Consider the following 20,666-nt stretch of genomic DNA (forward strand, 5'->3'; position numbering starts at 1 on the left):
CGAGGTCCCGTATAATACGTTTTCCTCATTCAGAGTCAAGCATTTGTTTTCGCTTTTCTCTGTCAGAATTTCCGGAGAAACCCTGCTGACCCGGCAGCTTGCTTGCCGTTGTTCCGTGTCAGTGGAGGCGCATTATAGGGAGTTCTGAGACGTTGACAAGCCCTGTTTTAAAAAAACTTTTCAACCGCTCAAATTCCCGCCATGACGCCGATTTTACGCGCTATTTGCGCGTCATTTGTGCGATTTCCCGCGCAAAATTGGCTACCTGCTTCCAGTCGGTATACACCACTTCTTTACTAGTATCCGTTTCACCGCCGGTCATCTTCATAATCAGGCGAATCATAAAGCGGTCGTACCAGCGATAACGCGGATAACGCAGCGCGCCGGCGAACACCGCGCTACGCTGCGGCTGCCACGGCGAGTTGAGCAGGAACTTGCGCGTATAGCTGTTCGTTTGTGGCGTGCGCTTCTCTGGTTTACGTGCCACCAGGTTCACCGAGAAAAATGCGCCGGGCCGTGCCTGCAACGACGAAAGGTGTTTCTTCACAAAGCGGTCCACCGCCGGATGAAAGTGCCCGTAGCGAATCGACGCGCCAATCACCACGCGATCGTAATGCTGCCATTCGACGTCCAGGGTACGGTTTAGATTAACCGTATCTGAATCAACGCCCAGCTCTTTCAGTTCAGACGCCAGAAAGGAGGCAATTTCGCGGGTCTGCCCGTCACGGGTGGAAAATAGAATCAACGTTTTCACAAGCACTCCTGTTATTCGCGCCAGAAAGTGGGGGTAAAGAGCACCAGTAAGGTGAACACTTCCAGACGACCAAACAGCATATTAGCAATCAAGATCCATTTCGCGACCGGGTTCATTGTCGCGAAGTTATCCGCTACCACGCCAAGCCCTGGTCCCAGGTTATTAAGCGTCGCCACGACCGAGGCAAAAGCAGAGAAGTCATCCACGCCGGTCGCGATGATAGCCAGCATACTGATAATAAAGACCAGCGCATAGGCGGAGAAGAATCCCCATACCGCTTCCAGAATACGTTCAGGTAGTGCACGGTTGCCTAACTTAATGCTGTATACCGCATTTGGGTGCACCAGCCGTTTAAGTTCGCGGTTCCCCTGTTTAAACAGCAGCAGGATACGAATCACTTTCAGACCGCCGCCCGTCGAACCGGCGCAGCCGCCGATAAATGCCGAGCACAATAACAGGACCGGAAGGAACAGCGGCCATCGGGCGATGCTATCGGTGGTAAAGCCCGCGGTGGTAGCCATCGACACCACCTGGAAAAAGGCCTGATTGACCGTGGTCAGTGCCGAGCTGTAGACGTCATGCAGCCAGAGCACCAGCGTGCAGATCACCACCAGCGTCAACTGGACGCCAATAAACATGCGGAATTCAGGGTCACGCCAGTACACCCTCAGGCTGCGTCCGCTCAGCAACGAAAAGTGCAGACCGTAGTTACAGCCGGAAATCAGCAGGAAAATCGCGATAATCGTGTTGATGGTCGGGCTGTTAAAATACCCCACGCTAGCATCATGAGTAGAAAAACCGCCGATCGCGATAGTCGCAAAGCTATGGCCGATGGCGTCAAATGCCGGCATCCCCGCAAACCATAACGCCAGCGCGCAGGCCACGGTTAACAGGACATAGATGAGCCACAGGGTTTTTGCCGTTTCGGCAATACGGGGACGCATTTTATTGTCTTTTAGCGGCCCGGGCATTTCTGCCCGATACAACTGCATTCCCCCGACGCCCAGTATCGGCAGTATCGCGACCGCCAGTACAATGATCCCCATACCGCCAAACCACTGCAGCATCTGGCGATAGAACAAAATAGCGTGAGGTAACGAATCCAGCCCCACCAGCGTGGTTGCCCCGGTGGTGGTCAGGCCTGAGAAGGATTCAAAGAACGCATCGGTGATGGTCAGGTTCGGCTGCTCGGCAAAAATAAACGGTAGCGCACCGACGCTGCCCAGCACGGTCCAGAAGAGCACAACGATCAGAAAACCTTCGCGGGATTTCAGCTCCCCCTTTTCACGGCGGTTCGGCCACCATAATAGAGAACCAATCGCCAGCGCGACAAAAAAGGTCTGGGTAAACGCCCGTCCCGCGCCATCGCGGTATATCAGGGCCACTAATCCCGGCAGGATCATGGTCCCCGAAAATAAAATGACCAGCAGTCCAACGATTCGGGTTATCGCGCGAAAATGCATCTCTGGCGCTTCCTTTGATATGCAAAAAATCAGGTGGGGATTATTCGTCAATCTTTAATAATTGCAACGAACCACGACTAAAATCAGCCAGTTTTGTCGAAAAAGAGGCCACTTCAGCTTGCGGAAGCGCCACTCTGAGCTGGACGAACGCCTGATATTCGCTTTCGACAATGCGTCCTGAGAACTGAGCCAACAGCGTTTCAATCCCGGCTAACTGCCCGTATTCACACTGCAAAGTATATGCGGTTAACGGCGTCTTGCGCTGAGTTGTTAGCTCAGCAAGCGCCTGATGCACGCCGCCACCGTAGGCTTTGACCAGACCACCGGTGCCCAACAAAATCCCGCCGTAGTAGCGCACCACCACGGCGGTTATTTCGCCAACGCCGCTGCCCATCAGCTGCGCCAGCATCGGCTTACCAGCCGTCCCCGCCGGTTCGCCATCGTCAGAGAACCCCAGCTGCTGCGAGTCATTGGGTGGCCCGGCCACCCACGCCACACAATGGTGACGGGCGTCCGGGTGCTCTGCCCTGACGGACTCCACAAAGGCTTTCGCCGCAACCACGCCGTCGGTATGTGCCAACAGCGTGATAAAGCGACTCTTTTTAATCTCTTCAACGAAGGTAACCGGCGCGGCCGGTATCAACCAGCTATCCATTACGCCAGTTTCAGGTCACGCGTCATATTTTCAACACTGTTTTCGTGAATGACGACGTTATCTTCAATACGGATCCCACCAAACGGCTTCAGCGCGTCAATTTTCTGCCAGTTGAAGTGTTTGCTGAACTGCCCTTCGCGCCACGGCGCCAGCAGAGATTCAATAAAGTAGATACCCGGCTCAATCGTCAGCACCATACGCGGCTGCAGAATGCGAGTGCAGCGCAGATACGGATACTTCGACGGCGCCGCCAGATGCGTGCCTGAATCATCCTGCATGAACCCCGCCACATCATGAACCTGTAAACCCAGCGGGTGACCAATGCCGTGCGGCATAAACGGCCCGGTGAGGTCGTTTTCCACCATCGCTTCTTCGCTCATGTTGGTGACGATCTGGTGCTTACGCAGCAGCTTCGCGATGCGCTGATGGAACTGGATATGGTAATCCACATAGCTGGTGCCCGCTTTCATGGTGCTAATCAGCGCCAGTTGCTCATCGTTGACGTCTTTAATCAGATGCGCATAGTCATTGTCGCTGTGCGCAGCCCAGGTGCGGGTCAGGTCGGCTGCGTAGCCGTTATATTCCGCCCCGGCATCCAGCAGGAAGCTGCGCGCATCTGCCGGTGCACGGTGATCCAGTTTGGTGTAGTGCAGCACGGAAGCATGTTCGTTCAGTGCCACGATATTGCTGTAAGGCACATCGGTATCGCGGTGGCCGGTAGCCGTCAGGTAGGCCTGGTTAATATCGAACTCGCTCATTCCTGAAAGGAAGGCTTCATGAGCGGCACGGTGGCCATTCACCGCCGATTTCTGCGCTTCGCGCATGCAGGCCAGTTCATAATCGGTTTTATAAGAGCGGTAGTAGTGCAGGTAATCGATCACCCCTTTCGGGTTGATATTTTCGGCGGCGATATCCAGACCCAGCGCCCGCTCCGGTACCGGCCCGATATAGCCGATGTTGCCGCGTGCTGCCGGCAGCTGGCTACCAATACCGTCCGCTTTCGGCAGCGCGATCACTTCAACTTCTTCCGTCCAGAAAGAGGTCGGCAGCGGTTCCACGTTATGCCAGTAATCCACCGGCAGATAGAACCACAATTTCGGCTTGTTGACGCCATCCACCAGCAGCCAGCAGTTTGGCACCTGGGTCACCGGTACCCAGGATTTAAATTGCGGGTTGACCTTAAAGGGATACGGATGATCGTCGAGGAAGACGTTGACCAGCTCACCAGAGTGAATCAGTAACGCATCGAGCTTAAAACGCGCTAAAGCATCACGGGTACGTTCTTGTAGGGTAACGATATGATTTTTATAGAGCGCGGCTAGTGATTCCATCTTTCATCCTTTGCTTTTATTGGATCGTGATGTTCCGCATCTTAGCACATTGGCCTCAGGCAGGGTGATTTCCGCCGGGTGTGATCAGACCAGCATTTATTTAAAGACTCATTTGCAATTCTTTAACATAAATCCCACACTCCGTTTCATCTGGTACGACCAGATCACATTGCTGGATTCAGGAGACTGACATGCTCTACAAAGGCGACAACCTATACCTCGACTGGCTGGAAGATGGCATTGCCGAACTGGTGTTCGATGCCCCCGGCTCGGTGAACAAGCTCGACACCGCAACCGTAGCCAGCCTCGGTGACGCGCTGGACGTGCTCGAAAAGCAAAAAGATCTCAAGGGGCTGCTGCTGCGTTCAGAAAAAGCGGCCTTTATCGTCGGTGCCGACATTACCGAATTCCTTTCCCTGTTCCTGGTACCACAGGAACAGCTCAGCCAGTGGCTGCATTTTGCCAACAGCGTCTTTAATCGCCTGGAAGATTTGCCGGTTCCCACGATTTCAGCGGTGAACGGCTATGCGCTGGGCGGCGGTTGCGAATGCGTTCTCGCGACGGACTATCGCCTGGCTACCCCGGATCTACGCATCGGCTTGCCGGAAACCAAACTGGGTATCATGCCGGGCTTCGGTGGTTCGGTGCGTCTTCCGCGCCTGCTCGGCGCCGATAGCGCGCTGGAAATTATCGCTGCCGGTAAAGATGTCAGCGCCGATCAGGCGTTGAAAATTGGCCTGGTGGATGGGGTTGTCAAACCGGAGAAACTGCGTGATGGCGCGATCGCCATTCTTCGTCAGGCCATCAACGGCGATCTGGACTGGAAAGCCAAACGTCAGCCGAAGCTGGAGCCGCTGAAACTCAGCAAGATTGAAGCCACCATGAGCTTCACCATCGCCAAAGGCATGGTTGCGCAGACCGCTGGCAAACACTATCCGGCACCGATAACGGCGGTAAAAACCATCGAAGCGGCCGCCCGTTTCGGCCGTGAAGAAGCGCTCAATCTGGAAAACCAAAGCTTTGTCCCGCTGGCGCACACCAAAGAAGCCCGGGCACTGGTGGGTATTTTCCTCAACGATCAGTACGTCAAAGCCAAAGCGAAGAAGCTGACCAAAGACGTTGAGACTCCGCAACAGGCCGCGGTACTGGGCGCCGGGATCATGGGGGGCGGGATTGCCTACCAGTCCGCCTGGAAAGGCGTGCCGGTGATCATGAAGGATATTAATGATAAATCACTGACGCTTGGGATGAACGAAGCCGCCAAACTGCTCAACAAGCAGCTTGAGCGCGGGAAAATTGACGGTCTGAAACTGGCAGGCGTGATCGGTACGATTCACCCGACCCTGGATTACACCGGTTTTGAACGCGTTGACGTCGTGGTGGAAGCCGTCGTCGAAAACCCGAAAGTGAAAAAGGCCGTGCTGGCGGAAACCGAAGAGAAAGTACGCCCGGATACGGTACTGGCTTCCAATACCTCAACGATTCCGATCGGTGAGCTGGCCAGCGTCCTGCAACGACCGGAAAACTTCTGCGGCATGCACTTCTTTAACCCGGTGCATCGCATGCCGCTGGTTGAAGTCATTCGCGGCGAGAAAACCTCGGATAAAACCATCGCCAAAGTGGTGGCATGGGCCAGCAAAATGGGCAAAACGCCGATTGTGGTCAATGACTGCCCCGGCTTCTTCGTCAACCGCGTGCTGTTCCCTTACTTCGCCGGCTTCAGCCAGCTCTTACGCGATGGCGCCGACTTCCGCAAAGTCGATAAGGTGATGGAGAAAGTGTTTGGCTGGCCGATGGGCCCGGCATACCTGCTGGACGTCGTTGGCATCGATACCGCACACCATGCGCAGGCCGTCATGGCTGCCGGTTTCCCGCAGCGCATGCAAAAAGATTACCGCGACGCCATTGATGCCCTGTTCGACGCCAGCCGCTTTGGTCAGAAAAATGGTCTCGGCTTCTGGCGCTATCAGGCAGACAGTAAAGGTAAGCCGAAGAAAGAAGAAGACCCGGCCGTTGATGCCCTGCTGGCCGATGTGAGCCAGGCAAAACGCGACTTCAGCGATGAAGAAATTATCGCCCGCATGATGATTCCGATGGTCAACGAAGTGGTGCGCTGTCTGGAAGAAGGCATCATTGCCAGCCCGGCCGAAGCGGATATGGCGCTGGTTTATGGCCTCGGCTTCCCGCCGTTCCACGGCGGCGCCTTCCGCTGGCTGGATACCCTCGGCAGCGCAAAATACCTCGATATGGCGCAGCAGTACCAGCAACTCGGTCCGTTGTATGACGTCCCGGAAGGTCTGCGTAATAAAGCGGGCCATAACGAACCCTACTATCCTCCGGTAGAACCAGCCCGCCCGGCGGGTGTTCTGAAAACGGCTTAAGGAGTCACAATGGAACAGGTTGTCATTGTTGATGCAGTTCGCACCCCGATGGGCCGTTCGAAGGGCGGCGCTTTTCGCCACGTGCGCGCGGAAGATCTCTCCGCGCACCTGATGCGTAGCCTGCTGTCGCGTAACCCGTCGCTGGATCCGTCCGCGATTGACGATATCTACTGGGGCTGCGTGCAACAAACGCTGGAGCAAGGTTTCAATATTGCGCGTAATGCCGCGCTCCTCGCCGAAATCCCGCACTCGGTACCGGCGACGACGGTCAACCGCCTGTGCGGATCATCGATGCAGGCGCTGCATGACGCCGCCAGAATGATCATGACCGGAGACGCCAGCGTCTGTCTGATTGGCGGAGTGGAACATATGGGCCACGTCCCGATGAGCCACGGCGTCGATTTTCACCCGGGGCTGAGCCGCAATGTCGCAAAAGCGGCCGGCATGATGGGATTGACCGCCGAAATGCTGGCGCGCCTGCACGGCATTAGCCGGGAAATGCAGGACCAGTTCGCCGCGCGCTCCCACGCCCGGGCATGGGCAGCCACGCAGTCCGGCGCATTCAAAGCGGAAATCATCCCGACAGGCGGCCATGATGCCGACGGCGTACTGAAGTCATTTAACTATGATGAAGTGATCCGCCCGGAAACCACCGTGGAAGCACTGTCGACGCTGAGACCAGCATTCGACCCGGTGACCGGTACCGTGACGGCAGGAACCTCATCGGCATTGTCGGACGGCGCTGCCGCCATGCTGTTAATGAGCGAAACCCGCGCCCGCGAACTGGGGCTGACACCTCGTGCACGTATTCGCGCCATGGCGGTGGTCGGCTGTGACCCTTCGATTATGGGCTACGGTCCGGTACCAGCCTCAAAACTGGCGCTGAAAAAAGCCGGGCTATCAGTGAACGATATCGACGTGTTTGAAATGAACGAAGCCTTCGCCGCACAGATCCTGCCGTGCATTAAAGATCTTGGGCTGATGGAGCAGATCGACGAGAAGATCAACCTCAACGGCGGCGCGATCGCTCTGGGTCATCCGCTGGGATGTTCCGGCGCGCGTATCAGCACGACCCTGATTAATCAGATGGAGCGGAAAGACGCCCAGTTTGGTCTGGCCACCATGTGTATCGGGCTGGGTCAGGGGATCGCGACGGTATTCGAACGGGTTTAATCGGGAAAATATCCCCTCACGCATTTGCGCTGTATTGCGGCGGCAACTGAGCACATCCCCGGAAGCATAGATAACTATGTGACCGGGGTATGCGAGGGCAGCCAACAAAGAGACAGCGTAAAGGCGGACGGGGAAGAGTTTAGTTGCCGTTTTTCCCGCCTGTCAGGGGCGGGTTTTTTATTTCTGTCATCCCTGGTCCTCTCCCCGAAGAGAGAGGAAGGCATCAGATAAAGGCAAACGCATCGCCGAACAGGCGATCTTCACGGGCGTTACGCTCATTGCAGAACAGCTCACGGGCAATTTTGGCCATCTCGAAGCGACCGGCAATATAGATATCATGCTCCGCCAGCGTACCGTAATCCTGCAGTACCGCGGTCAACACGGTACCGGAACGGCCGCGCCAGTCTTCTTCCGGCTGTTCAACCACCGGCTCCACCCGCAGACCCGGATGTTCCACGCTCAGCGCTTCCAGTTCCGCCAGATCGTAGAGGTGCTTCGCTTCGCGGCCACCCCAGTAAACAGCGATATCCCGCTGAGGATTCTGCGCCAGCGCCGTCAGCAGAATAGAACGCACATAGGAGAACCCGGTGCCCCCGGCAATGAGAATCAGCGGACGATCTTCGTCTTCGCGCAGCCAGGCCTCACCATGCGGGATATCAACCTCAATTTCACGCTCTTTCAGAATGCGATCCATCACCGCCATCGCATACAGGTTGAGCTCAGAAGCGCCGATATGCAGTTCAATACATTCCTGTTCCGACGGTGTGGAAGCCATAGAGAACGGGCGCTTATCGCGCTCATCCATTACCACCATCAAATACTGACCAGCGCGGAAAGAAAATGCCGCTTCCGGCACTAATCGAACGCGATATACGGTATCGGTAATCGCCTCCACCGAGGTCACTTTACAGCTTAAGGTTGTCATGCGTCCCCTCTGTCGGGTCTATAGAGCAAAACAGCGGCGTTAGCCCCGCTTACTATTATTTAAAGATAGCCAGCTCATCCCAGATGGCGTCGATGCGTGCCGTCACCTCAGGATCTTTCTTGATTGGACGACCCCATTCACGCTGGGTTTCGCCAGGCCATTTATTTGTGGCATCCAGCCCCATTTTTGAACCCAGACCGGAAACCGGCGAGGCAAAATCCAGATAATCGATTGGCGTATTTTCTACCAGTACCGTATCACGAGCTGGGTCCATACGGGTAGTAATCGCCCAGATCACATCGTTCCAGTCGCGTGCATTAACGTCATCATCGCAGACGATCACGAACTTAGTGTACATAAACTGGCGTAAAAACGACCACACGCCCATCATTACGCGTTTCGCGTGACCGGCGTACTGTTTTTTCATCGTGACCACGGCCAGGCGATAAGAACAGCCTTCCGGCGGCAGATAAAAATCGACAATTTCCGGGAACTGCTTTTGCAGAATCGGCACGAACACTTCATTCAGCGCCACGCCCAGCACCGCAGGTTCATCCGGCGGACGGCCGGTGTAGGTGGAGTGGTAAATGGCGTCTTCGCGCTGGGTAATATGCGTCACGGTAAAGACCGGGAAGCTGTCCACTTCGTTGTAGTAGCCGGTATGGTCGCCATACGGCCCTTCCGGCGCCAGTTCACCCGGTTCGATATAGCCTTCGAGCACAATTTCCGCGCTGGCGGGCACTTCAAGATCGTTAGAAATGCACTTCACCACTTCGGTTTTCGTGCCGCGTAGCAGACCGGCAAAGGCATATTCTGAAAGGGTATCAGGAACCGGCGTCACCGCGCCCAGAATCGTTGCCGGATCGGCGCCCAGCGCCACGGAGACCGGGAAACGCTCGCCTGGATGAGCCGCGCACCACTCCTGGAAGTCCAGCGCACCGCCGCGATGCGAAAGCCAGCGCATGATCAGCTTATTCTTGCCAATCCGCTGCTGGCGATAGATCCCGAGGTTCTGCCGCTCTTTGTGCGGACCGCGGGTGACCGTCAGTCCCCAGGTGATCAGCGGCGCGGCATCTTCCGGCCAGCAGGTCATGATCGGGATGCGCGTCAGATCGACGTTGTCGCCTTCAATGATTTTTTGTTGGCAGGGGGCGCCGCGCAGACGTTTCGTCGGCATATTCAACACCTGCTTAAACTGCGGCAGCTTATCGAACAGATCGCGAAAGCCTTTCGGGGGTTCCGGCTCTTTCAGGAAGGCCAGTAACTTACCCACTTCCCGCAGCGAGCTGACATCTTCCTGCCCCATCCCCATGGCGACGCGACGCGGCGTGCCAAACAGATTACACAGGACCGGCATGGTGTAGCCTTTGGGATTTTCAAACAGCAGGGCCGGGCCGCCGGCACGTAAAGTACGATCGGCAATTTCGGTGATCTCAAGATGCGGATCGACCGGCAGGGAGATTCTTTTAAGTTCGCCCTGCTGCTCCAGTAATGTCAGAAAGTCGCGTAGATCATGGTATTTCATGGAGTTGTTATTGACCTCTATACAGGCGGCTGATTATACGGTGTTCGCCGGTGCCATGCTGTACTTTTGTTAAAGTAGCGTGAAAGAATATGGAATTTTTAATTTCACGGGTATTGGCTTTCGCGATCGCTCCAGGCTTTTGTTATGCTTGCTGCTAATAGAGTGGAAAGAGTTATTATGCAAGCTTGGTATTTACTGTATTGCAAACGTGGGCAGCTCCAGCGGGCCCAGGAACATCTCGAGCGACAGGCTGTGAATTGCCTGATGCCGACGATCGCGCTGGAAAAAATCGTCCGAGGTAAACGCACTACAGTCAATGAACCTTTGTTCCCCAACTATCTGTTCGTCGAGTTCGATCCCGAAATTATCCACACCACGACCATCAGTGCCACCCGTGGCGTGAACAGTTTCGTACGCTTTGGCGCCCAGCCGGCTATGGTGCCGTCCGCCGTCATTCATCAGCTGTCGATCTACAAGCCGGAAGGTATCACCGACCCGGAGACACCGCATCAGGGCGATGCCGTACTGATTACCGACGGCGCGTTTGAAGGCCTGCAGGCCATCTTCACCGAACCGGACGGCGAAGCGCGTTCGATGCTGCTTCTGAACCTGCTCAACAAACAGGTGCTGCAAAGCGTCAAAAACACCGACTTTCATAAAGTCTGATCGCCACGTTAAAAACGGATGCCAAAAAGCGTTCTGACATTGGTATCCGTTATCACTTCCAGCCGCTGCGCCTCCTCACCACGCCATCCCGCAATACTTGCCAGAATATGTGGCAGGTGAGCGGGTTCGTTACGGCGGGAGGCCGGTTTCGGGCTCAGATCACGAGGCAGTAAATACGGGGCATCCGTTTCAATCAGTAGCCGTTCTGCCGGGATGTCCGGTAGCAGGTTACGCAGCTCAAGCCCGCGTCGTTCATCACACACCCAGCCGGTGATCCCGATATACAGGCCGTGGTCCACACACGCCTGCATTTCGTCACGGGTTCCGGTGAAGCAGTGCAGCACCGCGCCTGGCAGCTTGTCCAGCCATGGGGTCAGTAGCGTCAGAAAGCGTTCGTGGGCATCGCGGCAGTGTAAAAACACCGGCATCGCCAGCTCTGCGGCCAGCGCCAGCTGTGCGCTGAAGGCGGCTTCCTGCTCCTGAGGCGTTGAAAAGTTGCGGTTAAAATCCAGGCCGCATTCGCCGACGGCGACCACTTCCGGCTGGCGCGCCAGCTGAAATACCGCCTCCGCCACCGATGCCGTCCAGCTGCTGCTGTCATGCGGATGGACGCCTGCCGTTGACCAGCAATGGCCATAGCCAAGCGCCATTTCCCGGGCCTGTTCGCTTTCGTGCAGGTTAGTCCCGGTAATCAACATACCCGTCACGCCTGCGGCCTGAGCGCGGGCTACCACCTCATCGCGATCGCGTGAAAACTGTGAACTGGTCAGATTGACGCCGATATCAAACATCGCTACTCCCATATGACAACCGCCCTGACGGGCGGTTGATTACTCTTCTTTGCTCCCCGCCTCTTCTGCGGCGGCATCCTCGTCACGCGTCATGCGTTTCCCGGTATAGAACCGGGCAAAAAAGACCCCGACCTCAAACAGGCAGTACATCGGAATCGCCAGCAAGGTTTGCGAGAAGACATCCGGCGGCGTCAACAGCATGCCGACGACAAAGGCCCCCACCAGAACGTACGGGCGCTTCTTCCGCAGGTCTTCCGGCGTAGTGACCCCGACCCAGCACAGCAGGACAATCGCCACCGGCACTTCAAACGACACGCCAAAGGCGATAAACAGCGCCATGACAAAATCGAGATAGCTGCGGATATCGGTAGAAACCTGTACCCCTTCCGGCGCCGCGTGCGTCAGGAAGCCAAACGCCAGCGGGAAAACGACAAAATAGGCAAACGCCATGCCGATATAGAACAGCAGCGTACTGGAAACCAGCAGCGGCATCACCAGTCGGCGTTCATGCTTATACAGTGCTGGCGCAACAAAAGCCCAGACCTGATAAAGAATGACCGGCACAGACAGAATCACCGAAACCATAAAGGTCAATTTGATCGGTGTAAAAAACGGAGACGCCACGTCGGTCGCGATCATTGTCGCGCCCACCGGCATCTGTCGAATCAGCGGAGCCGAGACCAGTTGATAGATATCGTTGGCGAAGTAAACCAACGCCAGAAAAATCACCAGAATCGCGACGATGCTATTGATCAGGCGCTTGCGCAGCTCAATCAAATGCGAGATTAGCGGTTGAGTATCTTCTACGCCCATGGTTACGATTTATCACTTGATGCAGGAGTGGAGTCGGAAGCGGTTACCGCCACTTTTTCTTTAGCGGCGGCCGGGAGAGGTTCAGCTGGCGCCGCGGCGTGCGCATCGGCAACGGGCTCTTCCGGTGCATGTACAGGTGCACTGGCCTGGTGCTCAGCCGTGGCTGGCGTAATGTCCTGGCGCTGTGCTTCACTCCCCTTCACCACCGGGTTATGGATCGTGTGTGCTTCGTCGCTGGTTTTCTCAGGGTCGTGAGCGGTATAGGAGCGCTTCATGGATTCCGCGGCTTCACGCAGCTCATCCATGGATGCTTTCAGCTCCGGCGTCAGGTTATCCAGGCTCGCCTTTTCGACTTTCTTCAGGCTATCCTGGAACTCCTGCAGTTTTAGTTCCTGAGTTATCTCATTTTGCACGGTAGCCGCCAGAGACCGTAGCGTACGAATCCAGCTGGCCACCGTTTTTACCGCGACGGGTAGCCGCTGAGGCCCCAGTACAATGAGGCCAATAACGAACACCAGCAGCAGTTCACTAAAACCGATATCGAACACGAATTACACCTGCTCTTTGTCGTGGCGTTTTGCTTCGTCTTTTTTCGCATCATCCGGCTTATCGGCGATGGATTTCGCCGCGAAATCTGCATCCGGCTCGGATTTTTCAGGCTTATCTTCATCGCTCATGGCTTTTTTAAAGCCTTTAATCGATGCACCTAAATCCGACCCCAGCGAGCTCAGCTTTTTCGTCCCGAAAAGCAGAACCACAATGACGACAACAATTAACAACTGCCAAATACTGATACCACCCATACACATTCCCCTATGACAGATGATGAAGAATTAGCACGCATTATACACGTCAACCCGCGGGCCGCCTCAGTGTCAGGCCACTCGCATGACTCCATGCCACAACGCATGCGCGATAAAAAAGACAATACCTGTCAGCGCGTTTTCCGCCAGCCAATCAACCACGAGACGACGCCTGCGGCCATCAGCCAGCCCGGCATCATGCCCCATTCCGGGCGATGGATGAACAGCAGCGTACCACTCAGTAACAGAACCGCACCTATACCAAACAGATATCGGGACTGTCCCTGGCGCACATGTCGCACCTGGAAGTCGCGCACGATGGTATCCACGCTGGTCTGCAACTGTCGGCTCTGCTGCAACGTCTGATACACCAGCTCAGGGATTTCCGGCATTCTTTCAATCCAGAACGGCGCTTTTTCTTTAAACGCACGCACCAGTGCCGGAATGCCAACCTGATCTTTAATCCACGACTCAAGGAAAGGTTTCGCCGTTTTCCATAAGTCTAACTGAGGATAGAGCTGGCGGCCTAACCCTTCTACGTAAAGTAATGTTTTCTGCAACAACACCAGCTGCGGCTGGACTTCCATATTGAAGCGCCGGGCGGTGTTAAACAGGTTCAGCAGAACATGGCCAAACGAAATTTCCGCCAGCGGCTTTTCGAAGATGGGTTCGCAAACCGTACGGATGGCAAACTCAAACTCTTCCACGTTGGTGTCCGGTGGAACCCAGCCTGAATCGACGTGCAGCTCGGCCACTTTGCGGTAATCGCGGTTGAAAAAGGCGATAAAGTTTTCCGCCAGATAGCGTTTATCTTCTTTGTTCAACGAGCCCACAATGCCGCAGTCAATCCCGATGTACTGTGGGTTCTCCGGGTGGTCGTAGCTGACGAAAATATTGCCCGGATGCATGTCCGCATGGAAGAAGCTGTCACGGAAGACCTGGGTGAAAAAGACCTGCACGCCACGCTCAGCCAGCAGCTGCATGTTGGTGCCCTGTGCGTTCAGCGCGTCAATGTCAGAGACCGGGATCCCGTAAATCCGCTCCATCACCATCATGTTTTCGCTGCAGTAATCGGAGTAGACCTCCGGTACATAGAGCATCGGGCTGTCTTCAAAGTTGCGCCGTAGCTGAATCGCGTTTGCCGATTCACGCAACAGGTTAAGTTCATCCAGCAGCGTTTTTTCGTATTCGCGAACCACTTCCTGCGGGCGCAGACGGCGACCGTCGGGTAACAGCCGTGGCACCCAGCGCGCCAGGCGGTAGATAAGCTTCATGTCCGCTTTGATCACCGGCACGATGTCCGGGCGGATCACCTTGATAACGACCTCTTTGCCGTTAGCTTTCAGGCGTGCGGTATGCACCTGCGCAATCGAGGCTGACGCCAGTGGTTCAATCGAGAAATCATCAAACCATGCTTCGACGGGCAGACCGCCCATCGCCTGCTCAATCTGCTGCTTAGCCAGCTGGCCATCAAACGGCACCACACGATCCTGCAACAACGCGAGCTGATCGGCAATCTGCGGCGGAAACATGTCGCGGCGGGTGGAGAGCATCTGACCGAACTTGATCCACACCGGCCCCAGCTCCTGTAGCGCCAGGCGTAAACGTTCACCGAGTGGTTTGTCTTTATGGCGGTTCGGCATCCAGAACAGCGTCCGCCGCCAGAGGCGTAGCGGGAGCGTAATACGCATTTTGGGAATGAGCTCATCAAGCCCGTAACTCAAAAAGGTGCGGATGATAAGATACAGGCGCCGTAATTCTCCTGGCGTCATTTGCCCTCCAGCGTTTCCAGCCGTTTTTCCAAAGCAGCAAGGGTGCGTTCTACCGCGGCCGTCTCTTCACCAAACCACGCCATTTCCAGCGGTCCCGGTGCCAGACGCCACTCTTCGGTCAACGCCTCAGCGACATAGCGCTGCTGGCGTTGCGCGCCGTGTAACAGAAAGCGTGCCCCGGAACGAAACAGTTTACTGAAACCTTCCGCGACGATATCGCCGGTATAGGGTGCCAGCAGTTCCGCGGGGTCGAACTCTGCCAGGTCGCATAATGCCACCATGTTCTGCACCACCTGCAGGTCGCCCTGCACTTCCAGGTCACCGCTGCGGATAAGTGCGGTCAGCTGTTGGCGATTCCGCAGCTGCGGCAACACGCTGAGACGGGTCATCACCGTACAGTCGGCATCGCCTTCCCAGGCCCCCAGTACGTCGATCTGGCGTTCACTGAAAACCAGCACGACCGGCGTCGACAGCTCTTTGAGCTCAACGCGCAGCACTTTCCCCAACAGGCGCTGACGAGCAGGTTTTAACGCTTTGTCCCGCCAGAGAAAAGTATTGAGGGTGGTTTCAATGCCGGCGGTGACCAGCGGTGTGAAAGGCATAGGCTCCCTCCTGTCAGAACTTATAGCCGCGGTGCAGCGCAACGATACCCGCCGTCAGGTTGTAGTAGTCAACGCTTTCAAAACCGGCGTCCTGCATCATGGATTTCAGGGTGTCCTGATTCGGATGCATTCGGATAGATTCGGCCAGGTAGCGGTAGCTTTCACCATCTTTCGCGACCAGTTCCCCTACGCGCGGCAGCACATGGAAGGAGTAGGCATCATAGGCTTTGCTGAGCGGCTCAATGACCGGCTTCGAGAATTCCAGCACCAGCAGGCGTCCGCCCGGCTTCAGCACGCGATACATGGAACGCAGCGCTTTGTCTTTATCCGTGACGTTACGTAAACCGAACGAAATTGTGATGCAGTCAAAGGTGTTATCGGCAAACGGCAGCGCTTCTGCGTTCGCCTGAACGTACTCTACGTTGCCGACGATACCGATATTACGCAGCTTTTCGCGGCCCATTTTTAACATTGAGTCGTTGATATCGGCCAGCATAACGCGACCCGTTTCACCCACCAGACGGGAGAACTTCGCCGTCAGGTCACCGGTGCCACCCGCCAGATCCAGTACAGTCTGACCACGGCGCACGCCGCTGCAATCAATGGTGAAACGCTTCCACAAGCGATGAATACCGAACGACATCAGATCATTCATAACATCATATTTCGCGGCCACAGAATGGAATACATGTGCCACCATGTCCGCCTTCTGCTCTTTGGCTACCGTCTGAAAACCAAAGTGCGTCGTTTCTTGTGAATCCTCAACCATCTCAATGCCTGCTTATCAAGAAAATGTTCGTCGAGTGTAACAGATTCAGCGCATTTCCCATACGCTTCAACGTGGCGGAGAGGGCTCCGCAGACATCTTCTGGTGGGCCGGATCGGACATAAATTCGTTATCTTCCAGCGCGTTTTCGTCCTCTTCAGAACGATATTCATCATCCTGGGCGGTCGCCTGTTCAACTAAATCAGGATTAATCTCGCGCTTGACCTCCACGCCCAGTTCACGGAAGGACTCGGCCTGCACCAGCAGGTTGCCGCGCCCGGAGGCCAGCTTTTTCATCGCCTGGCGATAGTTATCCTGCGCTTTGTCGAGGCTCTGTCCGATGGCCGACATATCGTCGACGAACAGCCGCATTTTGTCGTACAGACGCCCTGCACGCTCGGCGATTTTCTGTGCATTAAGGCTCTGGTGTTCATAGCGCCAGAGGTTGGCAATCGTGCGCAGCGCCACCAGCAGCGTGGTCGGGCTGACCAGCATGATGTTGTGCTTCAGCGCTTCGGTGATCAGTTCAGGTTGGCGGTCTATCGCCAGCAGGAATGCCGGCTCAACGGGGATAAACATCAGGACATAGTCGAGCGAACGCAGGCCAGGCAGCTGTTGATAGTCTTTGCGCCCCAGCAAACGAATATGGTTACGCACCGAGGCGATATGTTCCTGCAGCGCCGCCTCGCGGGTGTAGTCATCTTCGGCGTTAAAATAGCGTTCATAGGCGACGAGGGTCATTTTTGCATCAACGACCACGTCTTTCCCCTGCGGCAGACGGACGATCACATCGGGCTGCATGCGCGAACGACCTTCCGTTTCGATGCTCACCTGGGTCTGGTACTCGTAACCCTCGCGCAGCCCGGATGCCTCCAGCACGCGGGTTAACACCACTTCGCCCCAGTTGCCCTGGGTTTTGTTATCCCCTTTGAGCGCCCGGGTCAGGTTCAGCGCCTCCTGAGCCATCTGGGCATTCAGCTGCTGCAGGTTGCGAATTTCATGCGCCAGGGTATGCCGCTCGCGCGCCTCCTGACCAAAACTATCCTGCACCTGGCGGCGGAAACCGTCCAGCTGTTCACGTAACGGCGTCAGCAGGCCGTGCAGGCTCTGCCGGTTCTGTTCATCCACGCGGCGGTTGCTGTGTTCAAAAATGCGGTTTGCCAGGTTTTCAAACTGCTCGCTCAGGCGCTGCTCGCTGTTGACCATCTGGCGGATTTTATCTTCCGCGTGCATGCGGGTGGATTCAAGACGAGTGGTGACCTCGCGGAGGTCGGCCTCCAGCGAGGTGTTGATTTCACGCAGGCTGCGCAGCTCGTTGTTCAGCAGCTCGCATTCATCGCGCCAGTGGGCCTCCTGTACCAGTTGCTGGCGCGCGGCGCTGAGCTCAATATCCAGCTCACGACGCTCTTCGATCAGATCGGCACGGATTTGGTCGGCTCTGGCTTTGGTCGCCAGCCATCCAGCAACCAGCCCGACGGCCAGCGCCACGATGGCACTTATCATAATCGAGATATCCACAACGCCCCCTGCGGCAACGGCTTACGGCACAAAAATAGAATTGTGCTGTACAAACGTCCAGTTGAAAAGGAATTTCCTGCGAGGCGCTGCGCAAAAAAGAAAGGCCGGAAGATCCGGCCTGGCATGAAGAGAGGGGAAACTACAGCAGGCGGCGAGCCGCTTCCACCACGATTTTTACCGCGTGGCTTTCTGTTTTCTTCATGGTTTCAGCATTCGGAATTTCCTGCTGGGTACGGTTCACGATAACCCCGGCCACCATCCCGGCGCGCAGGCCCTGGCTGGCGCACATGGTCAGCAGCGTCGCTGATTCCATTTCGTAGTTCATCACGCCCATTGACTGCCACTCTTCCATCGAGCCTTTGAAGCGGTTAACGACGCGACCTGAGAAGGTGTCGTAACGCTCCTGGCCTGGGTAGAAAGTATCAGACGATGCGGTTACGCCAATATGCGTGGTCGCGCCGATCGATTTCGCCGCTTCAACCAGCGCAGTGGTGCACGCAAAGTCAGCTACTGCCGGATATTCCATGGGTGCAAAGTGCAGGCTCGCGCCGTCAAGGCGTACGGATGCGGTGGTCACCAGCACGTCGCCGACATTGATGTGCGGCTGGATTGCGCCGGTGGTGCCGATACGCAGGAAAGTACGAACCCCCAGCTGAGCCAGCTCTTCAACGGCGATGGAGGTGGACGGGCCACCGATACCGGTGGAGCACACGATAACCGGCTTGCCATCGAGCTCGGCACGCCAGGAGGTAAATTCGCGATGAGATGCCAGCTTAACCGGCTTATCCATCAGCGCGGCGATCTTTTCCACACGCTCCGGATCGCCAGGGACGATAGCCAGCGTAGCCCCTTGTAAATCGTTTTTGGTGAGGCCGAGATGAAAAACATCAGACTTAGACATAAAAAACTCCTCTGTGGGTCGAATTATCAGCAGAAGCAAAACGGTACTTTACAGAAGCTATCCGCATAGTTTTGTGATGCTAATCACTACAGATGAAAATCATTGCAATGATTTTCCATTAAAAAGTGATAAACATCACATTAACAAGTTATATTCACCGTGCCTGAACAAAAGATAGTCTGTTTGAGGCAGTGTGGTTCGTTAACGTCCGATCGATAACGTCTATTGCAGTATTTAGGGTCTATAGTTATCGGTGCGCTAATAATTAAAGGGTACGGAGAATACCATGACCACAACCAAGCAACCTGGCTTTGCGCCTGCAGCCACGCCGCACGCTTCTACCGCTGTTCATACCTCGGAGGAGAGCATTATCACCGGCGAAACGTCGATCCCGACTCAGGGAGAGAATATGCCGGCGTACCACGCTCGCCCGAAAAACGTTGATGGCCTGCTGCCGGTCGTCATCGTGGTGCAGGAGATTTTCGGCGTTCATGAACATATCCGCGATATTTGCCGCCGTCTGGCACAGGAAGGATATCTGGCGATCGCACCAGAACTCTACTTCCGCCAGGGCGATCCCAATGATTACACCGACATCCCCACGCTGTTCCAGGAACTGGTCAGCAAAGTGCCGGATGCTCAGGTACTGGCAGACCTCGACCATGTTGCCAGCTGGGCCGCGCGTCACGAAGGCGATGCCCATCGGCTGCTGATCACCGGCTTCTGCTGGGGCGGTCGCATCACCTGGCTGTATGCCGCACACAATCCGCAGCTGAAAGCGGCGGTGGCCTGGTACGGGAAACTGGTGGGCCAGAAAACCCTGAACACGCCGAATTATCCGGTGGATATCGCGGTCGATCTCAACGCGCCGGTTCTGGGACTGTACGGCGGCAAAGATGCCAGCATTCCGCAGGATACGGTGGAGACCATGCGTCAGGCGCTACGTGCCGCCAACGCCAAAGCGGAAATCATCGTCTACCCGGAAGCCGATCACGCCTTTAATGCCGATTATCGCGCCAGCTACCATGAAGAGTCAGCCAAAGACGGCTGGCAGCGCATGCTGGCATGGTTTGCCCAGTACGGTGGCAAACGCGCTTAAGCCGCTACCGGTTGCCGATATGGTGGTGAATCATATCGGCAATCGTCCCGTCATCGAGCCACCTTGCCAGGCAATCTCGGATAAAAGCGTAGTGCTGGAGCCGGGTACGCGGTACGCAAATCGCCTGCTGTATCTGACTGAAGCTATCGGGCAGGACGCGAAACTGCGGGTATTGCTGCGCCACGCCGCAGAGCGGCTGACGAATGCCGGCAACCATATCCCCCTCACCGTCGATAAACGCGCGGATCGCCTCCTGGGACGTGGCGTACTGCCGCATCGTCGCCTGCTTTAAGGTTCGAATCAGATACAGCTCATAGGCAGCCCCTTTGCCGACGTTAATCGTCACCCCAGGCTTGTCCATCTCTTGCACAGAGCGAATCTCATTGGCATCTCTGACCATCAGGGTGCTTTCAATGGTGATATAGGGCCGGGTGAAGCACAGCGCGTCTTCCCGAGCGGGGTCTATCGCCAGGAAGGCAATATCCCACTGGTCCTGCAGGGCAGCTTCCACCACTTTTCCGGCCGTCGGCCAGGTGATAAACCGCGCTTCGCGACCGCACTCAGCGGCCAGCTTGCTGGCGAGCGCGACGGAGATCCCACCCGGTGTGTTATCGGGCAATAAGGTGGCGAGAACCGGGTTCCCGAGGTTAATGGCAAAACGTAAAGTGCGCGTTGAGTCGTCGTGCCCGGTCATCGTTCGCTCCCGGAAATGGTTGGCTTACAGGATT

The 20,666-nt window shown here is 56.0% G+C and carries 20 protein-coding genes; 4 read left to right on the forward strand and 16 right to left on the reverse strand.

Annotation, left to right across the window (positions count from 1 at the left end; genetic code table 11):
• Positions 1 to 220: 220 nt before the first annotated feature.
• The 4 genes from hemG to pepQ are packed head-to-tail and all read right to left on the reverse strand — an operon-like array spanning position 221 to position 4,203.
• Positions 221 to 754 carry a menaquinone-dependent protoporphyrinogen IX dehydrogenase gene (gene hemG / locus EDF82_RS24495; protein WP_123758069.1) on the reverse strand — a complete coding sequence of 178 codons (534 nt, stop codon included), beginning with the start codon at positions 752 to 754 and terminating at the stop codon, positions 221 to 223.
• A gap of 11 nt (positions 755 to 765) precedes the next feature.
• Positions 766 to 2,217, reverse strand: coding sequence for a Trk system potassium transporter TrkH (trkH, locus tag EDF82_RS24500; protein WP_123758070.1), 1,452 nt, complete (start codon positions 2,215 to 2,217; stop codon positions 766 to 768).
• Positions 2,218 to 2,257: 40 nt separating this feature from the next.
• Entirely contained in the window at positions 2,258 to 2,872 is a 615-nt protein-coding gene (locus EDF82_RS24505; RefSeq protein WP_123758071.1) for an IMPACT family protein, read from the reverse strand.
• Positions 2,872 to 4,203: a Xaa-Pro dipeptidase gene (pepQ, locus tag EDF82_RS24510; protein ID WP_123758072.1), complete on the reverse strand. Its 1,332-nt coding sequence runs from the start codon at positions 4,201 to 4,203 to the stop codon at positions 2,872 to 2,874. Before pepQ ends, EDF82_RS24505 begins: the two co-directional genes overlap by 1 nt.
• A gap of 191 nt (positions 4,204 to 4,394) precedes the next feature.
• On the opposite strand from pepQ, the gene fadB reads away from it, so the two are divergent.
• Together fadB and fadA are read left to right on the forward strand one after the other, a co-directional pair.
• Positions 4,395 to 6,584 carry a fatty acid oxidation complex subunit alpha FadB gene (gene fadB / locus EDF82_RS24520; protein ID WP_123758074.1) on the forward strand — a complete coding sequence of 730 codons (2,190 nt, stop codon included), beginning with the start codon at positions 4,395 to 4,397 and terminating at the stop codon, positions 6,582 to 6,584.
• 9 nt (positions 6,585 to 6,593) lie between these two features.
• A complete protein-coding gene (gene fadA, locus EDF82_RS24525; protein ID WP_123758075.1) occupies positions 6,594 to 7,757 on the forward strand; it encodes an acetyl-CoA C-acyltransferase FadA in 1,164 nt (387 codons plus the stop codon).
• 223 nt (positions 7,758 to 7,980) lie between these two features.
• Here the strand turns inward: fadA and fre are convergent, their stop codons facing one another.
• Together fre and ubiD are read right to left on the reverse strand one after the other, a co-directional pair.
• The gene (gene fre, locus EDF82_RS24535) at positions 7,981 to 8,682 is read right to left on the reverse strand and encodes an NAD(P)H-flavin reductase (protein ID WP_123758077.1); all 702 of its coding nucleotides are present in this window, start codon (positions 8,680 to 8,682) and stop codon (positions 7,981 to 7,983) included.
• Positions 8,683 to 8,737: 55 nt separating this feature from the next.
• Positions 8,738 to 10,207, reverse strand: a complete 1,470-nt coding sequence (ubiD, locus tag EDF82_RS24540) for a 4-hydroxy-3-polyprenylbenzoate decarboxylase (protein ID WP_123758078.1) — start codon at positions 10,205 to 10,207, stop codon at positions 8,738 to 8,740.
• A 177-nt stretch (positions 10,208 to 10,384) separates the two neighbouring features.
• Between ubiD and rfaH the strand changes: the two genes are divergently transcribed.
• Complete coding sequence (rfaH, locus tag EDF82_RS24545) at positions 10,385 to 10,873, forward strand: transcription/translation regulatory transformer protein RfaH (protein WP_123758079.1); 489 nt, start codon at positions 10,385 to 10,387, stop codon at positions 10,871 to 10,873.
• A gap of 8 nt (positions 10,874 to 10,881) precedes the next feature.
• Here rfaH and tatD read toward each other — a convergent pair whose 3' ends face one another.
• The 9 genes from tatD to udp all read right to left on the reverse strand — a co-directional run bounded on the left by tatD (position 10,882) and on the right by udp (position 18,839).
• Positions 10,882 to 11,676 carry a 3'-5' ssDNA/RNA exonuclease TatD gene (gene tatD, locus EDF82_RS24550; RefSeq protein WP_195723712.1) on the reverse strand — a complete coding sequence of 265 codons (795 nt, stop codon included), beginning with the start codon at positions 11,674 to 11,676 and terminating at the stop codon, positions 10,882 to 10,884.
• A gap of 27 nt (positions 11,677 to 11,703) precedes the next feature.
• Entirely contained in the window at positions 11,704 to 12,477 is a 774-nt protein-coding gene (tatC, locus tag EDF82_RS24555; protein ID WP_123758081.1) for a Sec-independent protein translocase subunit TatC, read from the reverse strand.
• 2 nt (positions 12,478 to 12,479) lie between these two features.
• Positions 12,480 to 13,025, reverse strand: coding sequence for a Sec-independent protein translocase protein TatB (gene tatB / locus EDF82_RS24560; RefSeq protein ID WP_123758082.1), 546 nt, complete (start codon positions 13,023 to 13,025; stop codon positions 12,480 to 12,482).
• A gap of 3 nt (positions 13,026 to 13,028) precedes the next feature.
• Positions 13,029 to 13,280 carry a Sec-independent protein translocase subunit TatA gene (gene tatA / locus EDF82_RS24565; RefSeq protein WP_123758083.1) on the reverse strand — a complete coding sequence of 84 codons (252 nt, stop codon included), beginning with the start codon at positions 13,278 to 13,280 and terminating at the stop codon, positions 13,029 to 13,031.
• A 131-nt stretch (positions 13,281 to 13,411) separates the two neighbouring features.
• Positions 13,412 to 15,052: a ubiquinone biosynthesis regulatory protein kinase UbiB gene (gene ubiB, locus EDF82_RS24570; protein WP_123758084.1), complete on the reverse strand. Its 1,641-nt coding sequence runs from the start codon at positions 15,050 to 15,052 to the stop codon at positions 13,412 to 13,414.
• A complete protein-coding gene (locus EDF82_RS24575; protein WP_123758085.1) occupies positions 15,049 to 15,654 on the reverse strand; it encodes an SCP2 domain-containing protein in 606 nt (201 codons plus the stop codon). Before EDF82_RS24575 ends, ubiB begins: the two co-directional genes overlap by 4 nt.
• Before the next feature lie 13 nt (positions 15,655 to 15,667).
• Entirely contained in the window at positions 15,668 to 16,423 is a 756-nt protein-coding gene (gene ubiE / locus EDF82_RS24580) for a bifunctional demethylmenaquinone methyltransferase/2-methoxy-6-polyprenyl-1,4-benzoquinol methylase UbiE (protein ID WP_123758086.1), read from the reverse strand.
• 66 nt (positions 16,424 to 16,489) lie between these two features.
• Positions 16,490 to 17,938: a DNA recombination protein RmuC gene (gene rmuC, locus EDF82_RS24585; protein WP_123758087.1), complete on the reverse strand. Its 1,449-nt coding sequence runs from the start codon at positions 17,936 to 17,938 to the stop codon at positions 16,490 to 16,492.
• A gap of 139 nt (positions 17,939 to 18,077) precedes the next feature.
• Positions 18,078 to 18,839 carry a uridine phosphorylase gene (gene udp, locus EDF82_RS24590; RefSeq protein WP_123758088.1) on the reverse strand — a complete coding sequence of 254 codons (762 nt, stop codon included), beginning with the start codon at positions 18,837 to 18,839 and terminating at the stop codon, positions 18,078 to 18,080.
• A 286-nt stretch (positions 18,840 to 19,125) separates the two neighbouring features.
• Here udp and EDF82_RS24595 point away from each other — a divergent pair, with 286 nt between their 5' ends.
• Positions 19,126 to 19,938 carry a dienelactone hydrolase family protein gene (locus tag EDF82_RS24595; protein ID WP_123758089.1) on the forward strand — a complete coding sequence of 271 codons (813 nt, stop codon included), beginning with the start codon at positions 19,126 to 19,128 and terminating at the stop codon, positions 19,936 to 19,938.
• Positions 19,939 to 19,942: 4 nt separating this feature from the next.
• Here EDF82_RS24595 and EDF82_RS24600 read toward each other — a convergent pair whose 3' ends face one another.
• On the reverse strand, positions 19,943 to 20,632 hold the full coding sequence (locus EDF82_RS24600; RefSeq protein ID WP_123758090.1) for a transporter substrate-binding domain-containing protein: 690 nt from the start codon (positions 20,630 to 20,632) through the stop codon (positions 19,943 to 19,945).
• Positions 20,633 to 20,666: the final 34 nt, after the last annotated feature.

This window comes from Klebsiella sp. BIGb0399 (assembly GCF_003752615.1).
Classification (GTDB): domain Bacteria; phylum Pseudomonadota; class Gammaproteobacteria; order Enterobacterales; family Enterobacteriaceae; genus Klebsiella; species Klebsiella lignicola.

Bases quoted from the DNA above. Each gene is read 5' to 3' on its own strand.
- udp (WP_123758088.1), bottom strand. From the start codon at position 18,839: ATGTCTAAGTCTGATGTTTTTCATCTCGGCCTCACCAAAAACGATTTA.
- tatD (WP_195723712.1), bottom strand. From the start codon at position 11,676: ATGGGAGTAGCGATGTTTGATATCGGCGTCAATCTGACCAGTTCACAG.
- tatA (WP_123758083.1), bottom strand. From the start codon at position 13,280: ATGGGTGGTATCAGTATTTGGCAGTTGTTAATTGTTGTCGTCATTGTG.
- EDF82_RS24595 (WP_123758089.1), top strand. From the start codon at position 19,126: ATGACCACAACCAAGCAACCTGGCTTTGCGCCTGCAGCCACGCCGCAC.
- EDF82_RS24575 (WP_123758085.1), bottom strand. From the start codon at position 15,654: ATGCCTTTCACACCGCTGGTCACCGCCGGCATTGAAACCACCCTCAAT.
- EDF82_RS24600 (WP_123758090.1), bottom strand. From the start codon at position 20,632: ATGACCGGGCACGACGACTCAACGCGCACTTTACGTTTTGCCATTAAC.
- rfaH (WP_123758079.1), top strand. From the start codon at position 10,385: ATGCAAGCTTGGTATTTACTGTATTGCAAACGTGGGCAGCTCCAGCGG.
- ubiB (WP_123758084.1), bottom strand. From the start codon at position 15,052: ATGACGCCAGGAGAATTACGGCGCCTGTATCTTATCATCCGCACCTTT.
- ubiE (WP_123758086.1), bottom strand. From the start codon at position 16,423: ATGGTTGAGGATTCACAAGAAACGACGCACTTTGGTTTTCAGACGGTA.
- EDF82_RS24505 (WP_123758071.1), bottom strand. From the start codon at position 2,872: ATGGATAGCTGGTTGATACCGGCCGCGCCGGTTACCTTCGTTGAAGAG.
- fadA (WP_123758075.1), top strand. From the start codon at position 6,594: ATGGAACAGGTTGTCATTGTTGATGCAGTTCGCACCCCGATGGGCCGT.
- pepQ (WP_123758072.1), bottom strand. From the start codon at position 4,203: ATGGAATCACTAGCCGCGCTCTATAAAAATCATATCGTTACCCTACAA.
- trkH (WP_123758070.1), bottom strand. From the start codon at position 2,217: ATGCATTTTCGCGCGATAACCCGAATCGTTGGACTGCTGGTCATTTTA.
- ubiD (WP_123758078.1), bottom strand. From the start codon at position 10,207: ATGAAATACCATGATCTACGCGACTTTCTGACATTACTGGAGCAGCAG.
- fadB (WP_123758074.1), top strand. From the start codon at position 4,395: ATGCTCTACAAAGGCGACAACCTATACCTCGACTGGCTGGAAGATGGC.
- fre (WP_123758077.1), bottom strand. From the start codon at position 8,682: ATGACAACCTTAAGCTGTAAAGTGACCTCGGTGGAGGCGATTACCGAT.
- tatC (WP_123758081.1), bottom strand. From the start codon at position 12,477: ATGGGCGTAGAAGATACTCAACCGCTAATCTCGCATTTGATTGAGCTG.